The sequence below is a fragment of the Thermococcus sp. MV11 genome, from assembly GCF_012027285.1.
Lineage (GTDB): Archaea > Methanobacteriota_B > Thermococci > Thermococcales > Thermococcaceae > Thermococcus > Thermococcus cleftensis.
Window position 1 is genome coordinate 228,504 of record NZ_SNUD01000001.1, and the last position, 23,169, is coordinate 251,672.

The 23,169-nt window shown below is 56.0% G+C and carries 19 protein-coding genes and 2 CRISPR repeat arrays; of the genes, 5 read left to right on the forward strand and 14 right to left on the reverse strand.

Annotated elements, in window-relative coordinates; all coding sequences use genetic code 11:
- Positions 1–112 precede the first annotated feature (112 nt).
- Positions 113–1,132, forward strand: a complete 1,020-nt coding sequence (locus E3E27_RS01260) for an adenylosuccinate synthetase (protein WP_167773165.1) — start codon at positions 113–115, stop codon at positions 1,130–1,132.
- Here the strand turns inward: E3E27_RS01260 and E3E27_RS01265 are convergent.
- From E3E27_RS01265 to fba, 9 genes are all read right to left on the reverse strand, one after another.
- The gene (locus tag E3E27_RS01265) at positions 1,125–3,185 is read right to left on the reverse strand and encodes a hypothetical protein (RefSeq protein ID WP_167773166.1); all 2,061 of its coding nucleotides are present in this window, start codon (positions 3,183–3,185) and stop codon (positions 1,125–1,127) included. The genes E3E27_RS01260 and E3E27_RS01265 overlap by 8 nt on opposite strands.
- A gap of 60 nt (positions 3,186–3,245) precedes the next feature.
- The gene (locus E3E27_RS01270) at positions 3,246–4,034 is read right to left on the reverse strand and encodes an alpha/beta hydrolase (protein ID WP_167773167.1); all 789 of its coding nucleotides are present in this window, start codon (positions 4,032–4,034) and stop codon (positions 3,246–3,248) included.
- 83 nt (positions 4,035–4,117) lie between these two features.
- Positions 4,118–4,813: a CRISPR direct-repeat array (repeat unit 29 nt; unit sequence CTTTCCACACAATTCTGTCCTACGGAAAC).
- A gap of 598 nt (positions 4,814–5,411) precedes the next feature.
- Positions 5,412–6,065 (reverse strand): hypothetical protein, encoded by a 654-nt coding sequence (locus tag E3E27_RS01275; RefSeq protein WP_167773168.1) that lies wholly within the window; start codon positions 6,063–6,065, stop codon positions 5,412–5,414.
- A gap of 1 nt (position 6,066) precedes the next feature.
- Positions 6,067–6,354, reverse strand: coding sequence for an iron-sulfur cluster assembly protein (locus E3E27_RS01280; protein ID WP_167773169.1), 288 nt, complete (start codon positions 6,352–6,354; stop codon positions 6,067–6,069).
- Positions 6,344–7,336 (reverse strand): ArsA family ATPase, encoded by a 993-nt coding sequence (locus E3E27_RS01285; RefSeq protein WP_167773170.1) that lies wholly within the window; start codon positions 7,334–7,336, stop codon positions 6,344–6,346. The genes E3E27_RS01280 and E3E27_RS01285 overlap by 11 nt, the downstream gene beginning before the upstream one ends.
- 9 nt (positions 7,337–7,345) lie before the next feature.
- Positions 7,346–7,636 carry a hypothetical protein gene (locus tag E3E27_RS01290; protein ID WP_167773171.1) on the reverse strand — a complete coding sequence of 97 codons (291 nt, stop codon included), beginning with the start codon at positions 7,634–7,636 and terminating at the stop codon, positions 7,346–7,348.
- 36 nt (positions 7,637–7,672) lie between these two features.
- Complete coding sequence (locus E3E27_RS01295; RefSeq protein ID WP_167773172.1) at positions 7,673–9,430, reverse strand: carbon starvation protein A; 1,758 nt, start codon at positions 9,428–9,430, stop codon at positions 7,673–7,675.
- Between the two features lie 174 nt (positions 9,431–9,604).
- Positions 9,605–11,386 (reverse strand): pyruvate/oxaloacetate carboxyltransferase, encoded by a 1,782-nt coding sequence (locus E3E27_RS01300; RefSeq protein ID WP_167773173.1) that lies wholly within the window; start codon positions 11,384–11,386, stop codon positions 9,605–9,607.
- A gap of 106 nt (positions 11,387–11,492) precedes the next feature.
- Positions 11,493–12,338 carry a class I fructose-bisphosphate aldolase gene (fba, locus tag E3E27_RS01305; RefSeq protein ID WP_167773672.1) on the reverse strand — a complete coding sequence of 282 codons (846 nt, stop codon included), beginning with the start codon at positions 12,336–12,338 and terminating at the stop codon, positions 11,493–11,495.
- Positions 12,339–12,431: 93 nt separating this feature from the next.
- Here fba and E3E27_RS01310 point away from each other — a divergent pair, with 93 nt between their 5' ends.
- The 4 genes from E3E27_RS01310 to E3E27_RS01325 all read left to right on the forward strand — a co-directional run bounded on the left by E3E27_RS01310 (position 12,432) and on the right by E3E27_RS01325 (position 16,829).
- Positions 12,432–13,145, forward strand: coding sequence for a biotin--[acetyl-CoA-carboxylase] ligase (locus E3E27_RS01310; protein ID WP_167773673.1), 714 nt, complete (start codon positions 12,432–12,434; stop codon positions 13,143–13,145).
- Between the two features lie 103 nt (positions 13,146–13,248).
- Positions 13,249–14,523, forward strand: coding sequence for a dicarboxylate/amino acid:cation symporter (locus E3E27_RS01315; protein WP_167773174.1), 1,275 nt, complete (start codon positions 13,249–13,251; stop codon positions 14,521–14,523).
- Positions 14,524–14,643: 120 nt separating this feature from the next.
- Positions 14,644–16,110, forward strand: a complete 1,467-nt coding sequence (locus E3E27_RS01320; protein WP_167773175.1) for an exodeoxyribonuclease VII small subunit — start codon at positions 14,644–14,646, stop codon at positions 16,108–16,110.
- A 77-nt stretch (positions 16,111–16,187) separates the two neighbouring features.
- Positions 16,188–16,829, forward strand: a complete 642-nt coding sequence (locus E3E27_RS01325; protein ID WP_167773674.1) for an alanyl-tRNA editing protein — start codon at positions 16,188–16,190, stop codon at positions 16,827–16,829.
- Positions 16,830–17,010: 181 nt separating this feature from the next.
- Here E3E27_RS01325 and cas3 read toward each other — a convergent pair whose 3' ends face one another.
- The 5 genes from cas3 to cas5 all read right to left on the reverse strand — a co-directional run bounded on the left by cas3 (position 17,011) and on the right by cas5 (position 23,169).
- Complete coding sequence (gene cas3, locus E3E27_RS01330) at positions 17,011–19,128, reverse strand: CRISPR-associated helicase Cas3' (protein WP_167773176.1); 2,118 nt, start codon at positions 19,126–19,128, stop codon at positions 17,011–17,013.
- A gap of 3 nt (positions 19,129–19,131) precedes the next feature.
- A complete protein-coding gene (cas4, locus tag E3E27_RS01335; RefSeq protein ID WP_167773177.1) occupies positions 19,132–19,620 on the reverse strand; it encodes a CRISPR-associated protein Cas4 in 489 nt (162 codons plus the stop codon).
- Positions 19,617–19,874: a CRISPR-associated endonuclease Cas2 gene (gene cas2, locus E3E27_RS01340; RefSeq protein WP_167773178.1), complete on the reverse strand. Its 258-nt coding sequence runs from the start codon at positions 19,872–19,874 to the stop codon at positions 19,617–19,619. The genes cas4 and cas2 overlap by 4 nt, the downstream gene beginning before the upstream one ends.
- Positions 19,874–20,827, reverse strand: coding sequence for a type I-B CRISPR-associated endonuclease Cas1b (gene cas1b, locus E3E27_RS01345; protein WP_167773179.1), 954 nt, complete (start codon positions 20,825–20,827; stop codon positions 19,874–19,876). The genes cas2 and cas1b overlap by 1 nt, the downstream gene beginning before the upstream one ends.
- Before the next feature lie 64 nt (positions 20,828–20,891).
- Positions 20,892–21,984: a CRISPR direct-repeat array (repeat unit 29 nt; unit sequence CTTTCCACACAATTCTGTCCTACGGAAAC).
- A gap of 501 nt (positions 21,985–22,485) precedes the next feature.
- Positions 22,486–23,169 (reverse strand): CRISPR-associated protein Cas5, encoded by a 684-nt coding sequence (gene cas5, locus E3E27_RS01350; protein ID WP_167773180.1) that lies wholly within the window; start codon positions 23,167–23,169, stop codon positions 22,486–22,488.

Here is a 23,169-nt window from a genome sequence, read left to right on the forward strand (position 1 = left end):
TTTGCCGCGGGTTTTAACCTTTTGCCGGACTGCCCCGGCATTGTTTAACAGATTAATGCCTAATTCGAAACCATTATAAGCCCCCTCTTGACTTAAACATGGGTAAGGAGCCATGCCGAGCTACATCGTTGTTGGCGGTCAATGGGGAGACGAGGGCAAGGGTTCCATCATAGCGTACCTTGCCTTGAAGGACGGGCCTGAGGTAATAGCGCGCGGCGGTGTCGGGACGAACGCGGGCCACAGCGTCTTCGTAAACGGCAAAAGGTACGCGGTTAGACAGCTCCCAACGGGTTTTGTGCAGACCAAAGCGAGGCTTCTCGTCGGGGCGGGCGTTTTGGTGGACCCCGAGGTTTTCTTCCACGAGCTTGAGCACCTTAAGGACTTCAACGTCGCTGAAAGGGTTGGAATCGACTACCGCTGTGCGATAATCGAGGGGAGGCACAAGAAATTTGACAGGAGCAACAGCCACCTCCACGGGAAGATAGGCACCACGGGAAGCGGTTGCGGCCCTGCAAACGCGGAGAGGGTGATGAGGAAGGCGAAACTGGCCAGAGAAGTCAAGGAACTTGAACCCTATCTAACCGATGTCGCCGCTGAGGTCAACGACGCGCTCGACGAGGGCAAACTCGTCCTCGTTGAGGGAACGCAGGGCTTCGGGCTGAGCCTCTACTACGGCACCTATCCCTACGTCACATCGAAGGACACCACCGCTTCCGCCATAGCGAGCGACGTTGGAATAGGCCCAACGAGGGTCGATGACGTCATAGTCGTCTTCAAGAGCTTCCCGACGAGGGTCGGCGCTGGGCCTTTCCCGACCGAGATGAGCGAAGAAGAGGCTGAAAGGCTCGGTCTCGTCGAGTACGGCACCGTAACTGGGAGGAGGAGAAGGGTCGGCTGGTTCGACTTCGAGTTCGCCCGCTACTCCGCGAGGCTCAACGGCGCCACGATGCTCGCTTTAACGATGCTCGACAAGTACGACAGAGAAGCCTTCGGCGTCACCGACTACGATAAGCTACCGAGAAAGGCAAGGGAGTTCGTTGAAGAAATTGAAGAGCGCATAGGTGTCCCGGTAGCGCTCATAAAGACCGGGCCGGAGTTGGAGCACATAATAGACAGGAGGGAAGTCATTTAACCGTGTACTTGCCCTCCACCTGGGCCAGTCTGAGCTTTGACGTCAGTCCTCCAGCAGGGACGAAGTCGTGCTCCAACAGCTCGCCGGTCAGGGTGTTGAACTTGGCGAAGTACGTTCCCTTTCCTCCGACCCCTTTTATGCTCGCGTAGCCCTCCTCGATGTTGTGGGCGACCCATTCTATTGAGACGCTGTCCCCGTAGTTCTCCCCCACGAACCTCTCGAATGCCTTCGCTATGGCGCTCTCTATGTACTGGTACTCGAAGGAAAGAACCTCCCCAGTTTTCCTGTGGATCACCAGCTTTCCGAAGGTCTTCGAACCGGTGAACTCGACCTCCCAGTGGTCCGAGAGCCTCAGCCCCTCCACCGACGGGTTTGGCTCGACATCGGCTATTCTCTCAAGGGCTATCTCCTCGACGACGCTTCCCTTTACGAACCTGTCCATTTCCTCCAAATTACCTTCCCTCGACACGAGGAGCCTCACTACCTGCCTTTCGTTCTCGAGGGTTATGCTGAACCCCTCCCCCGACTCCTCAACGAAAACAGCCTTGAATCCTGGATAGCGCTCCAGGGCCAGTTCCACTGCCAGGTCACGCTCTATGGTAACGTTCTTCTCGATGATCTCGCCGCTGGACCCGTCGTACGTTATGCTCGCCTTTATACCCCTCCCCTCAAACTCCGCTCTGACGATCTGGTGGTTTGTCACCCTGCAGGACTTGAGCTCAAGGCTATCCAATGCCGGAACGCTTCCGAGGGCCTTCCGAAGAACCTCCACCGGCGAGCTTAGGCTCCTCTCCTCCAGAACCTCCCCAGTCCTGGGTTCGAGGGAGAGGACTTTAACGGATCCCTCAGCTATCAGATCCACCACGATTCTCTCGGGCTTCCTCTCGATTCCTATGATCCTGCCGTCTGGGTACTTGCCGAGCAGGATTTCCAGCACTGCTTCCTCGCTCAGGACGGGAGAGACCCTTTTCACCTCGCCGCTGTAGGAGTTGATCTCCACCTCAAAGAGGTACCGCCTGGTTTTTCCTCTGAGAACCGTGAAACGGCTCCTTTTCGTTGCTTCAATGACGTTGGGCTCCTCCCCTGTGGCATCAAAGACGGCCTTTCCGGCGAGCTCCAGGAGAACCTCATCGGGAAGAGGCTCCGCCTCGGCCCAGACGCGCCCCTCGTTGAAGTCAAAATGAACCCTGATCTCGTTTCTGCCTGCCTCAAAGACCAGCTCCGCGCCCTCCGGAACGTAGGCCTTCCTCGTCTGGACGACCTTCAGGTCGAGCCATTCCTTCCTGACCGCCTCTTCGATGACAAACCTCTCCGGACCGGGCGCTTCTTTGATCTCTACCTCGGTGGCCTGGACCGTCGCAACGTCCTCCAGGAGAACCTTCATAGCCAGGCCCTTCAGCTCCCCCTCCGCCTTCATTACCACCCTGTCCCCGTCCACGAGGGCCTTTCCACTGTCGCTTTCCCTGCTCCATGAGACGATGTAAACGGGCCTGAGCTTGAGTCTCAGCGCCTTGACCTTCGAGGCCTCCGGTGAAACGCCGTACTTGTACGCGGCCACCTTCCTGGCCTCTTCCACGAGGTTTTTGGTGTCGAGGGGCTCCACGAGCGGCCCGTCGAGGACGAACTCCCTGAACTCCACTCCCTCCCTGCTTTCTTCCTCCCCAATTAGCTTTTCGAGAAGCGTCCGAGGAGGTTCTATGGAGTACCTGTTGAAGGCCTCTGCCAGCCACTCGGGGCCCAATACCTTTACCCCCTCCTGTTCCAGCCCTGGCCAGTCCCCGCCGAGTACTATGAGAATCGCGCGGCCATACTTCTTTAATACCGACTTGAGCCACTCGCTCCTGGCCTTCCCCCGGAGTAGAGAAACCGCGAGCCTTTCCGGGCCCTGGAACGGGTTTTCCCTCTCTCCAATGACCGTGATTAGCCTGGCGTCTCCCTTTTTCTTGTACTCCCTGCCGACTTCCGCGTATCCGGCTTTCCTGAGCAGTTCTGCCAAACCCTCCACCAGAAAATCGTCGGGTGCCAGAAGGATTATTGATGGATCCCACCTCATGTTATCCCCCTAAGGGATAAAAATGGGGAGGATAAATAGTTTGCTGGAGGTAAAACCTCGTTATTGAGCCGAAGAGTACGATTTTTCAACCAGCCATCTAACAATTGTTTCGTGGAACTCCTCGGCCCACTCGGGGTCTTCAAATATCTCGTGGTACGCCCCCTCGAACTCCCTCAGGGTTTTGTCCTCGACGGCCAGCTCCTCGAAGAGTCTGCGTGAGCCTTCAGGCGGGGTTATTACATCGCCAGTGCCGACCAGGAGGAGGACCGGGGCTTTTATCTTGTCCGCCTCCCTGTGGGCCAGCTCCATGTTCACGAAGATGCTCCTTCCCAGCTTGGCCGAAATCCTGTCGTGGACGAGTGGGTCTTCAACGTACCTCCTCACGGCGTCCCTGTTCCTTGAGAGGAGTTCCGGCTTTATGCCGTTGGAGAGAACAACACCAGGGGCGATCTTTCCAAGGAACTTCGCGAGGGCCACCATGAAGCCCGGCGTTTCCGGGCTCTTGGCGAGGGCAGGCGAGGAAGCTATTAATCCCCGTATTTTATCGGGCCGCGTCTCAGCGTACCTGATGACAGTTAGACCACCGAGGCTGTGGCCGAAGAGGAAGGGCTTCTCCCCGATCTCCTCGATTATCGAGTCGATTATTTCCATCGCCTCCTCGACGCTCGTGTGCCCTCTCTTGCCCGGGCTCTTCCCGTGGCCGGGCCAGTCGAAGGTGTAAACTCCAAAGCCGGCATAGTTGAGTTCCTTAATCAGTCTTCCATACCTTCCGCTGTGCTCGCCGAGGCCATGAACCAGAACGACCCAGCCGAGCTTTGCTTCGCCGAATTTGGCCTTGTAAACCTCCATTTAGATCACCCGGATAGGGTCGCTGGAAGTCATTCCCACAATGTGCAGTTTCTCAGAAAAGGTTTTTGGGAGTATACACAGCGCGACAACCGTGCACCACTTCTACGGAAACCGTCTGGCCCTAGCTGGGCGATCGTCGCGACGACTCCCTTTCCACACAATTCTGTCCTACGGAAACCTCGCTCGCCCCCGCTTTCGCCCGAAGTGAGCCTCTTCCTTTCCACACAATTCTGTCCTACGGAAACTTGGGTGCTGTTAGGTATAGTGAGTTGATGGATATCATCTTTCCACACAATTCTGTCCTACGGAAACATATATAAACGTCCTGGACTTTTCGAGGAATTCTAACTCTTTCCACACAATTCTGTCCTACGGAAACCGACGTTGTTCTCGGTGGTGTTGTAAAGCTCCTTGAGCTTTCCACACAATTCTGTCCTACGGAAACATCTTCTCTTGGAACGCCGTGAACGGGCGGAACGAGTCTTTCCACACAATTCTGTCCTACGGAAACGCATTGGACTGGCCGAAGGCACCGAACGGCCGCACTGCTTTCCACACAATTCTGTCCTACGGAAACAGAGATACAGCTTTAGTCGGAATTTAAGGCCTCTCCAGACTTTCCACACAATTCTGTCCTACGGAAACGCTTCTATGAGTTCCCTCTTAAAGTCCTCATTCAACACTTTCCACACAATTCTGTCCTACGGAAACCCTGGCGGAGGGCAGGCATTTCCTCAAGGTCATGGACATCTTTCCACACAATTCTGTCCTACGGAAACGCTCCGGGAATTCCCCGGGTTCTCGATTTTAAGTTTTTTCTTCACCGCTATTTAAACCTTGTTCTAAAAACTCGTGTCACCGCATTCTATTTATAAAGTCGGCACAGGAATAGGGAAACGTCGAAAGGACTGCTTTCACCCGAAGAGAGCCTTACAATGATCCAAAAGCAAAAAGAAAAAATCGAAACCGCTTTCAGGAGTTTCAACGGGTTAAAACAAGAGCAGGGAGAATAAAACCCCGCGTTAAACCCGATTGACCATTCAAACTCCCATAAAAATGCTTTAAACCACACACAAACCCTCCAGAGCACTCAAAGCACGATTTAATTTTACACTCGCAAAACCCTTCGACGTCGTTCTCATCAAGAATCAAGAACGGATTTGGTGGGCCTCTTGGCGATAGATGGAGAGTTATGGGATTGGATATAGGGAACAAACAAGACTGAAAGCCAATCGGCGGTTCAAACTGATTTAACAGCGTTTCAATCGGTTCGGTGCTACGTCCTTCGGGTGGTCTCTTTTCGTCTTTGGGGGTTGGGAAGAGGGGTCAATGGTGGGTTCGCTCAAAGAGGGCAGTTTCACGAGGCTTCTAAAAAAGTTAAGACGAGAAGGGGCTCTCCTTGAGCCTCTCGTTTGCGAACCGGACGATTCTCTCGACGTCCTCTCCTATAGTGTCAGGCTCGGGCTTCATGAGCACGTAGAACACGTTGGTCTTCGGAGTCAGCGAGACGTGTTTGACGTTGCGGGGATTGGAGAGGCTTTCGATGAGGGCCTTCAGGTTCTCCACGTCGCGCCTCTTCTCGTAGAGGGCCTCGTACTGCCTTCCGGCGACCTCGATTATCTCCTTCTGGAGGAGGTCCTCGTTCTCTATGCCCGGCCTCATTCTGTAGTATCCCTTCTGTATCAGATGGGCCTCCCTCCGTATGTCCGAGAACGGCTTGATGACGATGTACAGCTTGTCGTGCCGGCTCGTTATCAGTGCTATCGGGAAGTAGAGGAGGCTGTGCCTGGGCAGGAGCGTGAGGGTGAACTCCATCTTCCTGACGTTGCTCCTGTTGATTTTATACTCCGCGCGGAAGCCTATGTAACCGCCGAGCCACGTGTACAGCTCGTCCTCTGGCTTCACTACTTCCTTTATCGCTTTTATGTAGTGTTCCATCAGCATGAGGTTCAGCTTCCGCCCCCTGTAGAACTGAAGGGCGGAGATGCCCGCAATAAGGAATATCGCAGCGAACAGTACCTGATTGTCCATCTCAATCCTCCTCCAGCGGGTAATATCTTTCGAGGGTTCGTGCGTCGAGTATCTCGAGACCGGCGACATCATCGAGGGCAGCGGCGACGTCCCTCACGATCCGCCAGCGAACGGGCCAGCTGAGGGCGTTCTGAAACGGGTGCTCCACGCCCTCGGAGAGCCGGAGGTATACCCTGACGCCCTCCTCATCGGCGGTGACGGCCTCGACGAGCCCGAGGCTCACTATATCCACCTCTGTTATGGGTTCCTTCACCCTTTTAAGCCTCTCGTGGAGCGCTTTAGCCTTCAACTATAATTCCCCCCAGTTCCCTGAGCCGCTCCAGCCCCCTGGGCTCCTCGGCGAATACCGGTATCTTCACCATCTCCACCCCGGGGAACTTCCGCCCGACCTCCCTTAGAACCATTTCCTGGGTTTCCAGCTTGGCCCTCAGCTCCGGGATCTCTCCTTTCAGCTCGAGAACCTTGTTCATAACTATCATGTTGAAGGGCACGCGGAACTTCCTGAGGCTCTCCCTGGCCCTTTCGGTTTCATAGAGGGGAAGCATCTCCGGGTTCATAACGGCCACAACGCTCGTTTTCTCGGGGTCGGTTATCACACCCTCTACGAAGGCCACCTCCTCGCGGTACTTCTTTAGCTCCCTCATAACCGCGTCTTCTTCCTCCTTCGTTGGGAGCTTCACCCTCTCGTCCCCTACCACGAACTCCTGCTCCCCGTGAATGTTGGCTATCGCCGCGCGCCTCTCGAGTATTGCCTTCCTTATCTCGATGAGCTTGTCGGCCCAGATGAGTGATATCCTTGGCAGGGCCAGGACGCGGAGGGTTAATCCGGTCGGCGGGGTATCGAAGATTATCACGTCCCACTCGTCGCCCTTCACCAGTATCTCCCTCACCGCCTCCAGCGTGGCGTACTCCTCGATTCCCGGGGAGTAGCTCAGAACCTCGAAGTACTTCTCCAGGTTTATGACGGTGAGGTAGCGGTACGTGTGCTTCATGCTCTCCTCCAGGTGCTTGAGGTAGGTCTTTATCAGCTTCTCCATGTCAAGCTCCGCCGCGTAGAGGTTCTCGGCTATCTTCTTCGGTTTGTCCTTGAGCTTTACCATCAGCACGTCACCGAGGTTGTGGGCCGGGTCGAGCGACACTACCAGCGTCCGGTAGCCCCTCTCCGCGAGCGCCGTAGCGGCCGCAGCCGAACTGGTAGTTTTACCAACTCCACCCTTACCTATGAAAAAGACGACGCGGTAGCCCTTTTTGGGCAGGAAGAACTCCCTCATGGGACCACCTCACGTGATTTCAAACATTCCGGCCAGCTCGCCGAGCACGTCGTCCATATCCACCGCCCTGCGCTGCATTACGTACAGCTCGCGCGTCATATGGGGGAGCACTCTTATCACGAGCGTCGTCGGCGGGCTGGGGATTCCAACGAAAGCCCCCATGAGCGTGAGCGCGAAGACGTTCTCAAGCTCTCTCAGCTCGAATTCGAGGTACTCGGTTGAGTTCTGTTTGAATGCCCCGAAAAAACCCTTTAAGAAGGCTCTAACGTTATCCAGCGGGTCTTTTTCTTTGTCCTTCATTCTCACCACCTGAGAATCAAAAATAAGGAAAAGACGTCAGGCCGCGCTCGCGGCGTACTCCTCGCTCGGCCTCTTCCAAGCCACCCAGAAGTCCCAGGCGAGGAGCAGGTTGAGGAACAGGCTGACCACGAGCGCACCCTTGACGGCTATGAGGTACTGGCCGACCATCGGCACGTAGATGAGGTACCAGATTATCGCCGCCGTCACGGTGATCCAGAGAAACAGCGCCGGAATAATCACCGCCCAGCTCCACTTGCCTGCCTGCTGAACCTTGGCTACCCACAGCGCTGCCGTCATCATGGCTATGCTCGCGAGCATCTGGTTCATCGCGCTGAACGCCGGCCAGATGACCTTGTAGCCGGCTCCCCAGGCGAGGTAGGTCCCAATGCCCGCTATTATTATCGAGGCCACCCACTTGTTGGTGAGGATCTTTGCGATTCCCTTGCTCGTGTCAGTGACCATGCTGAAAAGCTCCTGCCAGGCAAAGCGGCCGAGCCTCGTGGCCGTGTCGAGCGAGGTCAGCGTAAAGGCCGAAACCCACAGTGTCGCGAAGGTCTTTCCGAAGGTCTCGCTCACGCCGTAGAACTCGCTGACGGCCTTGGCGTAGCCGCCGAGGAAGGTTCCAAGGCCTCCCTTGGTTATGTACTCGGTGGCCCACTGCTCCGGCTGAAGTCCCGTGAGCTGGACTCCGTAGACGGCTATGGCGGTTATGACGATCGTTGAAAGGAACCCTTCAGTGAACATTCCGCCGTAGCCAACCATGAGGCCGTGTATCTCGTTGTCGAGCTGCTTGCTGGTGGTTCCAGAGCCGACGAGGGAGTGGAATCCGCTGAGCGAGCCACAGGCGATTATGAGAGGTATCGTTGGCCAGAAGGGCGATGCCACGGGAACACTACTACCGCCCTCTCCTATACCCGTGACCACGTAGGCACTCCAGGTGGTGTACGCTGGAGCAGTGAAGTCCTTGGCAAGGAAGATGAACGCTATTCCACCGAAGATGAGGCCGAACCAGAGGATATATGCGTTGAGATAGTCCCTGGGCTGGAGGAGTATCCACACCGGGAGCGAGGCCGCGATTATGATGTAAATCATGAGGATTATGTTCCAGTAGTGGTAGGCGGTCGTGTAGGCTGCGGAGGTCGTGTCGGTCTGGCCGTCCACGAAGACCAGCGGGTACTTGAGACCGATCCACACTGCTGCGATGAGGAGGACGATGCCTATTATCGTTGCCAGCTTGAAGTCCAGCCTGACCTTGTACATCAGGTAACCCAGTATCACCGCGACGAGCAGGAAGAGCAGTGTTGCGGTTGCCGCCTGGGGTGTCACGGTCAGGAGCTTGGCTGTTACCGCGACGAAAGCCGCGACGACCAGCAGCAGGGCGAACCAGATGTAGACCTCGAAGGCTACGCCCGTCTTCCTGCTCATGAGCTTTCCTGCAATCCACTGGACCGACTTGCCATCGTAGCGGACAGAGGACATCAGTGCGAGATAGTCGTGGACGGCACCGATGAAGACGTTTCCAAACCAGACCCACAGCAGTCCAGGCAGCCAACCCCATGCCATTGCAATTGCCGGACCAACTATAGGCCCTGCTCCCGCTATCGATGCAAAGTGGTGGCCGTAGAGGACCAGTGGGTGCGCTGGAACGTAGTCAACTCCGTCGTAGAGCCTGTGGGCAGGCGTCGGTCTGTTAGGGTCTGCCTTTACAACCTTGCTCTGAAGGCTCTTGCCATAGCTGAAGTACATGGCCAGGTATATTGCACCGGCCAGAAGAACTATTACAGCAGAGTTCATTGTTGCACCTCCATATATATTCTGCACTGTGATGTACACTTCTGGAGTATAAATGCTTTTCGGCAAAAAACTGAAGGTATTCCGTTTTTGAACTAACCGTTAGAAATCACGTCCGGATTCCCAGTGAAAGTATTTTAAGAGGGTGATAGAAAGAAAAGAAGCTGGGAGAAGGCTTCATTCAAGCTCTATTAGTGCTTGTCCGGTGTCGACGGTGTCGCCTTCCTTGACGAGGATCTTCTTGACCACTCCGTTCTTTGGAGCGGGAATCTCGTTCTCCATCTTCATTGCCTCGAGGACGACCAACCCCTGGCCGGTCTTGACCTGCTCGCCCTCCTTGACGAGTATTCTAAGAATCTTGCCCGGCATTGGAGCCGTTACGGCACCCTCACTGGCCAGGGCGGGCGCTGCTGCTGGAGCAACCGGAGCAGGAGCGGGGGCAGCAACGGGCGCAGGAGCAGGTGCTGTTTTCGGAGCGCTGGGTGGAGTCGGAACCCCGGCCACCTGGGGCAGGTATCTGAGCGCGCTCAGGTCAACTCCCTCAACGCCGACCTCGAACTCGACGCCGTTCACGTAGAGCTTGAACCTCTGAACCGTCTTCGGGAGTCTCGGCTTTCTCTTGCCCTCCCTTCTGGCCCTGAAGAACTCAAGCGCCACCTGCGGGAAGAGGCAGTATGTCAGAACGTCCTCCTCTCTCTCCAGGTAGCCGAGCTCCTCAAGCTTTCTCCTGCACTCCTCCAGCCCGGGCCTGAGCAGGCTTCCGGGCCTTTCGGTTATCGGCTCCTCGTCGCCGAGGACGCGCCTCCTGAGTTCGGGGTTTATCTCTCCCGGCGGCCTGCCGTAGAGGCCCCTTATGTAGTTCTTGACCTCCTCCGTTATCCTCTTGTACCTGCCGAAGAGGACGTTCAGAACCGCCTGCGTCCCGACTATCTGGCTGGTCGGCGTCACCAGTGGCGGCCACCCGAGGTCCTCCCTGACGCGCGGAATCTCCTCGAGAACCTCCTGAAGCCGGTCTAGAGCTTTCATCTCCTTCAGCTGGGAGATTAGGTTGGAGTACATGCCCCCGGGGACCTGGTACTTGAGCACGTAGGGGTTCACCATCAGTGTCTCCTTGTGGAGCAGACCGGAGTACTTCTCTTCCAGCAGTTTCTTCAGGTAGCGCGAGACCTCGTGTATCAGATCCCTGTCAAGGTGACTCCCAACCGCTTCCGGCAGGGCGTGCCAGATGGTCTGTATGCCCGGCTGGGCCGTTCCGAAGGCGAGCGGGCTTATCGCGGTGTCTATGTAGTCCGCTCCAGCTTCGACTGCCTTGAGGTAGGTCGCGACCGCCATTCCAGTGGTCGAGTGGGTGTGGACATTGACGGGGACGCCATAGCGCTCTTTTATCTCCCTGACCAGTTCATAGGCCCTCCTGGGGGTGAGCAGGGCCGCCATGTCCTTGATCGTGATTACATCGACGTCGAGAGCCAACAGCTCCTCGACCTTTCCCAGGTAGTACTCGAGCGTGAAGATCTTTCCGGTGGTGTAAGCGATGGCTCCCTGAACCTCCGCCCCAACTTCCTTGGCCTTCCTTATCGCAACCTCCATGTTCCTGACGTCGTTGAGTGCATCAAAGACGCGGAAGATGTCGATCCCGTTCCTGTGGGCCAGCTCGACGAACTTCTCGACCACGTCATCTGGATAGTGCCTGTAACCCACGACGTTCTGGCCGCGGAGGAGCATCTGAAGCTTGGTCTTCCTGATGTGCTCCCTGAGGAGCCTCAACCGCTCCCAGGGGTCCTCGTTGAGGTAGCGTATGCAGACGTCAAAGGTGGCCCCTCCCCAGACCTCCATGGAGTAGAAGCCGATCCTGTCCATCTTCTCGGCTATCGCCAGCATGTCGTCGGTTGTCATTCTCGTCGCTATGAGGGACTGGTGGGCGTCCCGGAAGGTGGTGTCTATGATTTCAACCCTGGCCATGTTGGTCACCCCTTCGGTTCCGTTGTGAGACGGTACAAAGCCCTGGCCTTAAAAGGATTGCGGCGAAAGGAGAAAAGAACATCGGCAAAAGTCGAAATAACTGAAATCAGAGAAGCCCCTCGGCTTTCGCCGCTTCCTCCGGGTCCTCGTTGCGGTGGACGACGCGGAGGAGGGCCTTTATGAAGGGCTCCGGGTTCTCGCGCTGGAAGATGTTCCTGCCAACGACCGCCCCGGCGCCACCGGCCTCTATGACCTCCCAGACGAGGTTGAGGAAGTCAACTGGGTTTTCGGTCTTCGCCCCTCCGCTGAGGAGAACCGGAACGCCGGCGGCGGCATCAACGACCTTGGCGAAGGTCTCCCTCGAGCCGGTCCAGTAGGTCTTTATCATGTCTGCCCCGCTCTCGACGGCCGCCCTCGCGCCGTACATGACGACGCGGTAGTCCTCTTTCCTGCCGTACTTCTCGTTTATGTACGGTCCGCGCGGGTAGGCGAACTGGACGACCGGGAAGCCCAGGTCGTGGGCGTAGCTCGCTATCTCGGCGAACTGGCGCATCATGACGTCTTCCTGTGGGGAACCCCAGTAAACGGTCGCCGCTACCGCATCGGCGCCCAGCTTTATCGCGTCCTCGACATAGCCGAGCTGGCTCTGGAGGAGCTGGTCGTCCTTGGGACGGAGGTTGGTCTTGCTGGTGAGCTTGATCATCAGACCGACGTTGGGCTTCACCTCATCGCCCGCCATTCTCGCGAGGCCCGGAAGCATCATGACGCCGTCGATTCCGGCTCTGACGACCTTTTTTATGATAATCTTCGGATTAACGTGCTCCCAGTGCTCCTCGAAGTCCGTCGGCCCGTGCTCAAAGCCGTGGTCCATCGCAAAGATAAGTGCCCTTCCGTCCCTCCGGAAGAAGCGCCTCATTCTCCTCCTTACCCCAACGCTCTGGTACGCGTCCATACTAATCACCGGGAGTGATATATTCTTTGAGGATTTAAGGTTTTTGGGCGAAGGTTGTTTAAGGAGTCCATGGAAATCGCTTTGGTGGTGGAAATGGAACGCATCATCGGAAGAAAGCTCATAACCCTGGACGAGGTTGACTCCACCAACGAGTACGCGAAGCGAATTGCCCAGAATGTCCCGGAGGGAACGGTTGTCGTGGCGAAGCGGCAGACCGCTGGGAGGGGCAGGAGGGGAAGGAACTGGACCTCCCCCGAGGGCGGCCTGTGGCTCAGCGTCGTTCTCAAGCCTCCCAGAGTGGATCCGCGGCTCGTCTTCGTCGGGGCGCTGGCGGTCGTCGATACGCTCGCGGACTTTGGAATAGAGTCCGGGATAAAGTGGCCCAACGATGTGTGGGCGGGGGGCAGGAAGATATCTGGAATACTGACCGAGGGAAAGGCCGGGGAGTACAGTATACTGGGAATCGGCCTCAACGTGAACAACGCCATCCCCGAGGAGCTCAGGAAAATGGCGACCTCGATGAGGGAGATCCTTGGCCGCGAGGTTTCCCTGTCAGAGGTCTTCCACACCCTCGTTGGGAATCTCGATCACTGGTACGGACTCTTTCTCAATGGACGAGACGGTGAGATAGTATCCGCGCTGAAGGAGAGGAGTATTATCCTTGGGAAGGAAGTCAGGATAATCGATGATAAAGCAGAACTCGTTGGCAGGGCTGTGGACATAGATGTGGACGGTGCGCTGGTTCTCGAAACGCCGGGGGGTAGAGTGCGGGTGCTTCACGGCGACGTTTCTCTCAGATTTCTCTAACTTCTCCACAATTTTTTGTCACTTCTCCAATCTTCTTTGGCAAAAGTTAATATAATGTCGCTATTGAAGCTATTTCGATGTCATTCTTGGAGGGGTGAAACCAATGGGAAGGGGTGCACTAAGAGCATATCTTGAAATCCCCGTGCTCCACAAGATCCTCGCTGGGCTCGTACTGGGTGTTATCTTTGGTATACTGCTCCCAGGGTATTCAGCAACCTTAAAACCGCTCGGAGACCTCTTTGTGAGACTCCTGAAGATGCTAGTGATGCCCATAATACTGTTCTCACTGGTAGTCGGCGCCGCCAGCATCAACCCAGCGCGGCTCGGAAGGGTTGGCGTCAAGATAATCTTCTACTACCTAGTGACCTCGGCCTTTGCGGTGTTCTTTGGACTGCTGATGGGCAACATCTTTAAACCTGGAACCGGGATACACCTTGGAACCGACGCTGGAAAGGCCATAGGGGCGGAGGCCCCGTCTCTCGTCCAGACACTCCTAAACATCGTCCCAACTAACCCCTTCGCAGCACTTTCAAGCGGCCAGGTCCTGCCCACTATATTCTTCGCCATAGTCTTTGGAATAGCTATCAGCTACCTCGTGAACAGTGAAGATGAAAGGATCAGGAGCTCAGCCGAGACGCTTTTCAGAGCTATGGACGCCTCCGCCGAGGCGATGTACAAGATAGTCGCCGGCGTCATGCAGTACGCTCCAATAGGTGTCTTTGCCCTGATTTACTACGTCATCGGCCAGTTCGGCCCGAACGTCGCCGGACCGCTTGTCAAGGTCGTCGTAGCGGTTTACCTCGGTCTGATCCTCCAGATTCTCCTCGTCTACGGCGTCCTGCTCAAGGTCTTCGGCATCGACCCGCTTAAGTTCCTCAAGAAGGCCAAGGACGCCATGATTACTGCTTTTGTTACCCGGAGTTCCAGCGGAACGCTACCGGTTACGATGCACGTTGCCGAGGAAGAGATGGGCGTTGGGAAGGGAATATTCTCCTTCACGCTGCCCCTCGGTGCGACGATAAACATGGACGGAACCGCGCTCTACCAGGGTGTCACCGTGCTCTTCGTTGCGAACGCAATAGGCCAGCCGCTGACGCTCGAGCAGCAGCTCGTGGTCGTTCTCACGGCGGTTCTGGCCTCGATCGGAACCGCTGGTGTTCCGGGTGCGGGAGCCATAATGCTCGCCATGGTTCTCCAGAGCGTCGGTCTCGACCTCACGGCTGGAAGTCCTGTTGCCCTGGCATATGCCATGATACTCGGAATCGACGCAATCCTTGACATGGGCAGGACGATGGTGAACGTCACCGGCGACCTGGCAGGAACGACCATTGTTGCCAAGACGGAAGGAGAACTGGACTTTTCCAAGTGGACGAGCTGAACTCTCTGTCCTCTAATTTTTCCCTGTGTTGGCTGGCTCTCTTCTGGCCTCTCTGGGATAAAGTTAAATACCCCAAGGTGGCGCTAACTACCAGCACAGGTAGAATGGAGGTAATGTGTAATGAAAAGAGTCCTTGCGGTCATTTTCGCCACGATTCTCCTGGCGTCCTTCGTTGGCCCGGGCTTTGTTTCGGCCGAGGAGGTTCAGGTTTACAAGCAGGACTTCACCTTCAAGATAGTCCTCCTGCCCAACGGCAGCGCCAACATAACCATGACCAGCGTCTGGCTGGGGCCGAAGGAGGAAATAGACAAGCAGATAGAGAGCATACTCAACGAGACCCAGAACGGCAACATGACGCTAGAGGAAGCCATAAAGAAGTTCGAGCAGGAGCAGCTCGCCAGGTACATTCAGGGCCTCACCCAGGCCGGGGTCAAGCTTGTGAACGAGAGCATGAAGTCCTACGGCATAGAGGAGGGCAACAACATAACCCTCGTCTTCAACGCGATAGCCCTGGACTACGCCAAGTACTACTCCTACGACCACTACTGGGAGCTCTGGGTGGACCCCACGAGGGGCTACGGCTCGATGATGGTTCCCGACACCGGCTTCCCCTTCGGCATAGAGGCCAACAACACCTTCATAGTTGTCCTCCCGCCCAATGCGACTCTGCTCAGCTACCCCAAGCCCTTCGTCAAGCAGTACAACCAGAGCCGCTTTGCGGTCGAGTCGAGTGCCGATGGAAACACCGTCGTCGTGCGCTCCTACATCTACCTCGAGCCCTGGCTAACCCCCGACGGCTACAAGGCGCTCTTTGGTGACTACAACGACTATTACATTCGCTACAAGACCCCCTACGAGGGAGTCGAGCACTACGAGAAGAGCATAACCAACGAGTACGTCACCCTCGACATCTACGCCAACGGCACCGTAAGGCTTCACATGAAGGACGAGTACGTTGAACCCCTCAGGGACGTCATCGCCAGGAAGGCGGAGATAGTCTCCTACGGCGTCCAGAACGTGACGGAGTACATACTGAGGACCTACTCCCTGGCCCTCGGCTACCAGGGTGCCATAGTGGACGGGGGCAAGGTCACCATTCTCGGGCTCAACGAGACCACGGCGCCCCTCGTCATCGACGCCGAGTACACCCTTAGGAACTTCACCCGGTACGAGAACGGCTCCTACGTCTACACCTTCGACCCCACCCTCGGAATGGCCGATAGCCTGACTTCAAGGAGCGAGTACGAGGTGAACAACACCCTCTACCTCACCCTCAACCTCTCGGACGGCGGCGACTTCCTGGAGATACCCTCCAACATAAGCCGCGAGCTGAAGGGCAACCGCTTTACCATGACCGTGGTTAGGGAAGGCAACACCCTAAAAATCACCTCGAACGTTTACATACGCTACGGCGCCCAGCCGGAGGACGTTAAGGCCCTCCTCGCCAACTACACCAGCGCCACCGTAAGGTACACCCTGCCGGCCGAAGGGGCGAACGGAGGAATGAGTGACACACAGAAGATGGTCGCAGCCATAGCCGCGGTGCTCATCATAGCCCTGGCGATAGCCTTCTGGAAGAAGCGCTGAGCTTCCTTTTCTCCCATTTCCTTCCCCGTTTCGATACCCATTTAAAGGAGCGCTCCCACTTTTATGTGGTGGTCTCAATGACGAGGAAGCTCTACTACGAGGATGCCTACCTGAGGGAGGCCAGTGCCAAGGTTCTGGAAGTGAGGGACAACGCCCTCCTCCTTGACCAGACCATCTTCTACCCGACCGGCGGCGGCCAGCCCCACGACAGGGGGACGATAAACGGCGTTGATGTTCTCGATGTCTACAAGGACGATGCAGGCAACGTCTGGCACGTGGTGGCTGAACCCGAGAGGTTCAAGCCTAACGATGAGGTCGAGCTGAAGATAGACTGGGACTACAGGTACAGGCTCATGAGAATTCACAGCGCGATGCACCTGCTTGAGCACGTGCTGAACCTCGTCCTGCCGGGCGAGTGGAAGCTCTACGGAAGCGGAATGAGCGTCGAGAAGGGCAGATACGACATACTTTACCCCGAGAACGTGAACCAGTGGAAGGAGCAGATTATAGAGACCTTCAACCGGCTCGTCGACGAGGGAGGAGAAGTGAGGATATGGTGGGAAGGAGAGACCCGCTACACCCAGATAAGGGACTTCGAAATCATTCCCTGCGGTGGGACGCACGTGAGGGACATAATGGAGATAGGCCACCTCAAGAAGTTCAAGCGCTCCAGCCTTGGAAGGGGAAAGCAGAGGCTGGAGATATGGCTTGAGGATTGAGCTTTCTTTTTTATCCTGCACCGGGGCACCTTGATCAAACTTGCATACAGGGGCACTAAGACTTAAGCCAGCGGTTGGTTCCCCAGAGCAGATAAAAAAGAAAACGTTCAAAATACTGGAAAGGCAATGACCTTTGGAACCGCTTTGGAGTCGTACGTGGTGGCTTTAGAGGCTCTGCAGTCTAGAACATGATCAGTCCCGTCTTTTCCTCCTTAAGGCCGACCTCCGGATCGTAGTCCATCTCTATCCCAAAGACCCCGAACCTGTCGTAAAGGTCTCCGCTGTGGGTTCTTGCCCTGTTCAGTATCCAGATGGGGACGTTGAGTGTGTGCTCTATGACATAAACCGCCGCGTCTAGACGCTCCCTCTCGGTCATGTCCTCCCAGCTGGAGGCGAGTTCCAGCGCCTTCTCCAGGTACGGCCTTGGAACCGCCGGCAGGCTGATGAACGTGTCCCGCGTGGAGAGTAGCTTCTCGCCCTTCGACCACTTTGTTATCCTCCTTAACCCGTCCCTGCTCCTCCAGAGGAACCTTTTCTTAAGCTCCCTCTCGTACTCGTCCCATATCGAGCTGTAAAAGCGGTCGTTCAGTCTCAGAAGCTCAAGCTCGCTTTCCGCACCTTCTAGCTCCCCCACAAGGTTGAGGGACTCGTCGAACGCCTTCTCGTTGTAGGGAAGGTGTTTTTTGCTCCCCTCCGGCTCGAAGATATAGGCAACTCCCTCCTTTCTTCCCCTCCGGTTCACCCTGCCAAGGCGCTGTATCAACGCGTCTATAGGAGCTACCTCAGTGTACATGATGTCGTAGTCTATGTCAAGCGAAACCTCCACAACCTGCGTCGCCACGAGGATTCCACTCCCGATGGACTCCACCAGTTCCATCTTCCGCCTCCTATCCCTGTTTATGAAGCGCGAGTGGAAGAGGTAAACGTCATCTCTCCTTTTCCTCAACTCCTCATAAAGCCTCCTTGCCCTGCCAACGGTGTTGGCAACGACCAGAACCTTTCCATTCTCCCGGCAGATTTCATCGACGGCGTTGAAAAGGCTCCCCTCCCCAACCTTTATCCTAACCCTCCTGCGTGAACGGTACCTTGAAGCCACCCGTTCCTCAGGCAGGAGTTCCTTCAGACCCCGCTTTTCGAGTTCCTCCTTCAGCGGGGCGGGCAAGGTGGCGGACATTACCGTAACTTTGGTGCCCAGATACTTGAGGGCATACTCGATGCCATCGAGGATAAGGGAGAGCGTGAAGGGCGTGTACGCGTGGATCTCGTCGATTATCCAGTGCGCTCCCCTGAGCGCGAACTCCCTGACGGAAAATCGCGGGTAGTTCAGGAACGCCAGGAGGATCTGATCGATGGTCGAAACGAAGACGGGCCTCATGGCGTAGCGGTGGAGGAGCCTCTCCTCAAGTGCACCCCGATGGTAGAGGCTGAGGAACAGCATGCCGTGGGCAAAGGAAACCCTGTCGGCCCCAAAAACTGCCTCGAAACGTTTCCTCATGGCCTCCGTCGTGGTTATCGTGGGAAGGGAGTAGACGACCTTCGCGGAATCGTCGGGCGTTGCCAGCAGGCTCGTCTCGGTTTTCCCGTCGCCTGTGGGAAGCCTGAAGTAGCCGCCCCCCTTCCCCAGAACCTCCCTCTGGTATGGCCTGAGGGAGAAACCCCTGGAGGACAGGTACTCAACCACCCTCTTCCGCACTTCGCTCCCGCTCCTGAGGTGGTACGAGTCAGCCGAGAGGCCCGCGCTGTCGAGCCAGTCCGAAACCCTCAGGAGGCCGTTGAAGAGCGTGTAGAGGGACCTCAGCCTCACCTCTCCCTCTGGTCCGGTAAAGCCGTACTTCCTCGCCAGCCTTCCCGCTACGAGCCAGTTCCGGACGTCCTTAGCCGTATCGGCCGGGCTGGAGATGGGAACGTCATCAACTACAAGACCGACCCCTCCGTGTATCTCATCTCTGTAGAGCGCTGAGTGGAGGTCGGAGTGGTGCGTCAGGATCGAGGCCAGCGCCACCGTCCTGCATGGCTCGGGACAGTCAAGAAAGCGGGAGGCGAGTTCAATCCCGAGGTAAGCGTGGGGCGGTGCCCTTCGTAGTTTCCCCTCAAGCTTCGCCTGGAACCTGTCGTCGAGCTTTCCGACGTCGTGCAGGAACGCGTGCCGGGTGAGACAATCATCGAGCGCCTCATCGTGCGGTATCCTCCGGAGGAGCTCGCGCGCAATCCTCTCAACGCCCGTGGAATGCTCGTAAAGGCTCCGGTTGGGTTTTGCCATCTTCCTTTTCATGAGTTCAACCAGCTCATTCCACTCCATCACTCACACCCAGCAGAAGTCCCTGTAGGCGCATCTTCTGCAGTACGGTTTCCTCTCTGCCCTTGGAGGGGTCTCAAGGGCTATAATCCTTTCGATGTCCGAGATGGCCCCCTCGATGATGGCGACGTCCTCCTCCGATAACACCACTTCCTCCCGTTTTCCCTCCCGGGGATACGCTATAACCCCCCTGGCCTCCGTTCCGGCTTTCTTCAGCAGGTAGAGATAATACTTCAACTGCCACCTCGCTGGTTCTTCGAGCTTTGAGCTCTTCTTGACCTCAACCACCTCAACGCCGTCCCCCTCGATGACGACGTCGAGCTTGACGTCGCCCAGAATAACCTCCTTCCAGCCCCTCTCGTACGACTCCCCGTGAATGAGCCTGCCGATAAGTATGTCCTCGTTCTCAAAGTCGAACTGAAGCCCCCTTGAGAAGAACCACAGCTCCCGCTCGCAGGTGAAGTAGTACTGAACCATAACCCCCGTGATCCTCAAATTATCTCCCCCGCGGGGCTTTTGTCCACACCGATGACGTGGAGGTTGAACCTGCCGTTGGGAAGCTCGTAGATTAGCACGGAGTCACCGTTCTCCACGATGTCCTCGAGCGTTCTCTTTATCTCGTAGAGCTGGGCTCTGCTCACCTCACCTTCGAAGACGCTGTTCTGGCGCCAGTGGAGGTGGGTCCTCAGAAAGCGGTGAACCCTCGCGACCCTCTTCACGTCAACGTCGTAGACTACTATTACGTACATCACCACCACGCCCGCAGGGATTGATACCTCCTGTCCCCGAGGAGGTGCTTGACGAGTGAGTAGCCCTCGAGCCGTACCATGTAGCGTACGGACACCTTCCTTTTGAACCTCGGGTGGAGGACTTTCCTGTCAAGCTCGCTGTTCAGCTCGCCCAGAAAGACCTTCAGGCCCTCACGGTTCAGCATCACGCCGACGTCCCTGCTGAAGTGTTCCTCCCGTATCTGCCTCCTGTTGACGAGCCGGAGTATGACGCGGAAGACCGTTATCGGCTTGAAGATGTCCGCGAGGTCGAGGGCCAGAGAATAGCGCCTCTCAAGGGGTTCGTGGAGGTAGCTGATGGCCGGGTGGAGGTAGGTTTTTCTTATCTCGGAGAGGGCGACGGTGTAGAGAACGGAGTTGCCGAGGCTTATGAGGGCGTTCACCTCGTCCCTGGGTGGCCGTCGGTTCCTTTCGTCGAATTCGAAGTGCTTGAGCAGGGTAGCATAGGTCGAATAGAACTCCTTCCAGAGCCGACTCTCGACGCCCATCAGTTCCGCGGGGCTGTCCCCTTCAACCTCCGTTCCCTCTATCGTGCTCCGCTCCGCCCGCCGGGAGCTGAGGAAGGCAATCATCGAGGCCTTTATCCCCTCGAGGAACTGTCGCGCTATGTAGAGCCTCTTCTCGGTATCGAGGTAGTGCTCCGCCTGCTTCACCACAACCGTACCGCTCACCTGTCCCTCAACCGGCATGTATGAACCCCGGTAGTAGCCGTACTTGTTGTAGAAGTGAACCGGGACGTTCTTTTCGGAGAGAAGCTTTATCGCCCCGCTCGTCAGGCTGACGGGCTTGAAGCAGTGTATCTCGCTGGTGGAGTTTATGGGTATGGCCCTCTTTCCGTTCTCGTTTTCGATGAAGAGCGTGTTGCCCCTCCTTTCAAGGACGCCCATCTGGGTTATGTAAACCGGACGCTTCATGGGATCACCCACAGGCGCTGTTCGGGCCGTTGGGCACGTAGCAAAAGAAAAGAAAACGCCGAGAGGCCTAGCACAATTCTGTCCTACGGAAACTGTATTTCAAAAGCAACCGCAACAGCTCATACTCATCGACTTTCCACACAATTCTGTCCTACGGAAACACTGAGGTTCTGAATCACCGCAGCAAGGCGAATCTTGTCTTTCCACACAATTCTGTCCTACGGAAACACCCAGTGCCTGGACTGTTGGGGATAATGAGGTTAGGATCTTTCCACACAATTCTGTCCTACGGAAACTTTGACTGATACGATCGAGGAGTTTATGAAGACGTTCTTTCCACACAATTCTGTCCTACGGAAACTCTCATACGTCCACATTAGGAGCATCAGCATCTACATCTTTCCACACAATTCTGTCCTACGGAAACCACGTCAGTCAGGCGTGAGGCGCGTGACAGTAGTGTTCTTTCCACACAATTCTGTCCTACGGAAACTCTTTGAGGATTTCCTCGTTGAGCTCGCGCTTTTTCTTCTTTCCACACAATTCTGTCCTACGGAAACAGGCCCTCAAAGCAAAGGCCGAGGGTGTGAACAACGACTTTCCACACAATTCTGTCCTACGGAAACTCTAGACTTCCGCGACCTTGAGTGGGCTGAGAAGACCCGCTTTCCACACAATTCTGTCCTACGGAAACAGTTGTATATGAGGGTGATGTTAGTTTTGTTGAGATGACTTTCCACACAATTCTGTCCTACGGAAACGCCCGCAGAGGGCTCGTAGGAGGATTCGGAGTTACATCTTTCCACACAATTCTGTCCTACGGAAACTTCTCGCTCACCGTGACGCCTGTCAGAGCCTGACCCGTCTTTCCACACAATTCTGTCCTACGGAAACAGCCGGGTCCCATTGGGAAGGACCCGCGTAACACCCCCTTTCCACACAATTCTGTCCTACGGAAACGGTCTTCACCGTATCCCAGACCTTGGAAACCGTGTCTTCTTTCCACACAATTCTGTCCTACGGAAACTCACGATTGCAGAGCGCGGGTTCATATTTTTGAGTTCTTTCCACACAATTCTGTCCTACGGAAACGCTCGGCGATACATGAAGGACTGGAGCAACAAACTACTTTCCACACAATTCTGTCCTACGGAAACCCTCGGGCAACTTTCCCGGATCCTCAAAATATCTGGTTTTTCAACTCCTATTTAAACTTTGTCTTGGAAACCTGTGGCAACGCAGTTGGTTTATAAATCCGACACACGAAATGAAAAAGGCGTTAAAGCTCCCGTTTCCCATACAGAAGGATCTTTGGACTTTTTATCCCTGATTAAAAAATCGAAAACCTTTTTATCTGAGTTAATCCGGTATTCTCCAGTAGAATTGGATTTGGCCCCGCTCTGAATCCGCTTTACCATCTAAACTCCGCTCTTTGTGGCCCCTTTGCCGTCTGGAGCTACACCTTTCCCCGGATTCCGATTTTGTTTCACATGTGTAAAACCTTTCGATAAATTTCTCACACAGGTTTCAAATACCCGTTTTGGGGATTTTGGAGGTGATAAAGGCTAGTTAGCCACACTTTCCAAAATCAAATCGTTGTCATCGCGTTTTCAGTTGTAAAAACCGGTAGAAAAAGAGAAATCCTGGAGCGGTGTTACTCAGAACGTGAAGACCGGCTCCCCGTCGAAGAGCAGAACGTCCACCGGGTTGGCCAGCTCGACGAAACCTCCTGCGAAGGCCACCACGTTCCTGTAGACTGCCCTCCTGGTTTTTCCGCGGTAGGTGAACCCGACCGGCATCCTGTAATCCCTCGGGAAGAGGTTGTTCCTTTTGAGGACGGTAAACCTCGCGCCCCTCTCGTACTCGTCCGCTGGCACGAGGCTCCTCAGGATTGTTTCCTTGCCTTCTTTGACTTCGACCAGCCTGACGTACTCCCCGCCCGCTGGATAGAACAGGCTCTCGCTGTCGCCGAGATAGGGAACGAAGACCGGGTCGAGCAGGGCATCGTGTGCCCTCTCGATAGTCTCCTCGTCGCCGGCGAAGAATAACCTGTACCGGGGCCTGTGGAGGAGCACCTTCGTTATTGGATACAGGGGCGAGCTCTGGCTCTTGAATATCACCGCTGTCTCTTCAGCCCTCGAACCGGGGTCTTCGATGATGACGCCGTAGCGTAGCTCCCCGAGCAGTCTCCTGAAGCCCTCCTCCGGGAGGCCCATTGCCCCGGCGAGCATTCCTATGGCCGTTGTCCTCGGCGGGAAGGGGTAGCTGTCCAGCAGGAGGGAGTTGTAGGGTATCCTGAAGTGGGCCTGCAGGGGCCTGACATCAACCACCAGGCCGAGCAC

Bases quoted from the DNA above. Each gene is read 5' to 3' on its own strand.
- E3E27_RS01260 (WP_167773165.1), top strand. From the start codon at position 113: ATGCCGAGCTACATCGTTGTTGGCGGTCAATGGGGAGACGAGGGCAAG.
- E3E27_RS01265 (WP_167773166.1), bottom strand. From the start codon at position 3,185: ATGAGGTGGGATCCATCAATAATCCTTCTGGCACCCGACGATTTTCTG.
- E3E27_RS01270 (WP_167773167.1), bottom strand. From the start codon at position 4,034: ATGGAGGTTTACAAGGCCAAATTCGGCGAAGCAAAGCTCGGCTGGGTC.
- E3E27_RS01275 (WP_167773168.1), bottom strand. From the start codon at position 6,065: ATGGACAATCAGGTACTGTTCGCTGCGATATTCCTTATTGCGGGCATC.
- E3E27_RS01285 (WP_167773170.1), bottom strand. From the start codon at position 7,336: ATGAGGGAGTTCTTCCTGCCCAAAAAGGGCTACCGCGTCGTCTTTTTC.
- E3E27_RS01290 (WP_167773171.1), bottom strand. From the start codon at position 7,636: ATGAAGGACAAAGAAAAAGACCCGCTGGATAACGTTAGAGCCTTCTTA.
- E3E27_RS01295 (WP_167773172.1), bottom strand. From the start codon at position 9,430: ATGAACTCTGCTGTAATAGTTCTTCTGGCCGGTGCAATATACCTGGCC.
- E3E27_RS01300 (WP_167773173.1), bottom strand. From the start codon at position 11,386: ATGGCCAGGGTTGAAATCATAGACACCACCTTCCGGGACGCCCACCAG.
- fba (WP_167773672.1), bottom strand. From the start codon at position 12,338: ATGGACGCGTACCAGAGCGTTGGGGTAAGGAGGAGAATGAGGCGCTTC.
- E3E27_RS01310 (WP_167773673.1), top strand. From the start codon at position 12,432: ATGGAACGCATCATCGGAAGAAAGCTCATAACCCTGGACGAGGTTGAC.
- E3E27_RS01315 (WP_167773174.1), top strand. From the start codon at position 13,249: ATGGGAAGGGGTGCACTAAGAGCATATCTTGAAATCCCCGTGCTCCAC.
- E3E27_RS01320 (WP_167773175.1), top strand. From the start codon at position 14,644: ATGAAAAGAGTCCTTGCGGTCATTTTCGCCACGATTCTCCTGGCGTCC.
- E3E27_RS01325 (WP_167773674.1), top strand. From the start codon at position 16,188: ATGACGAGGAAGCTCTACTACGAGGATGCCTACCTGAGGGAGGCCAGT.
- cas3 (WP_167773176.1), bottom strand. From the start codon at position 19,128: ATGGAGTGGAATGAGCTGGTTGAACTCATGAAAAGGAAGATGGCAAAA.
- cas2 (WP_167773178.1), bottom strand. From the start codon at position 19,874: ATGTACGTAATAGTAGTCTACGACGTTGACGTGAAGAGGGTCGCGAGG.
- cas1b (WP_167773179.1), bottom strand. From the start codon at position 20,827: ATGAAGCGTCCGGTTTACATAACCCAGATGGGCGTCCTTGAAAGGAGG.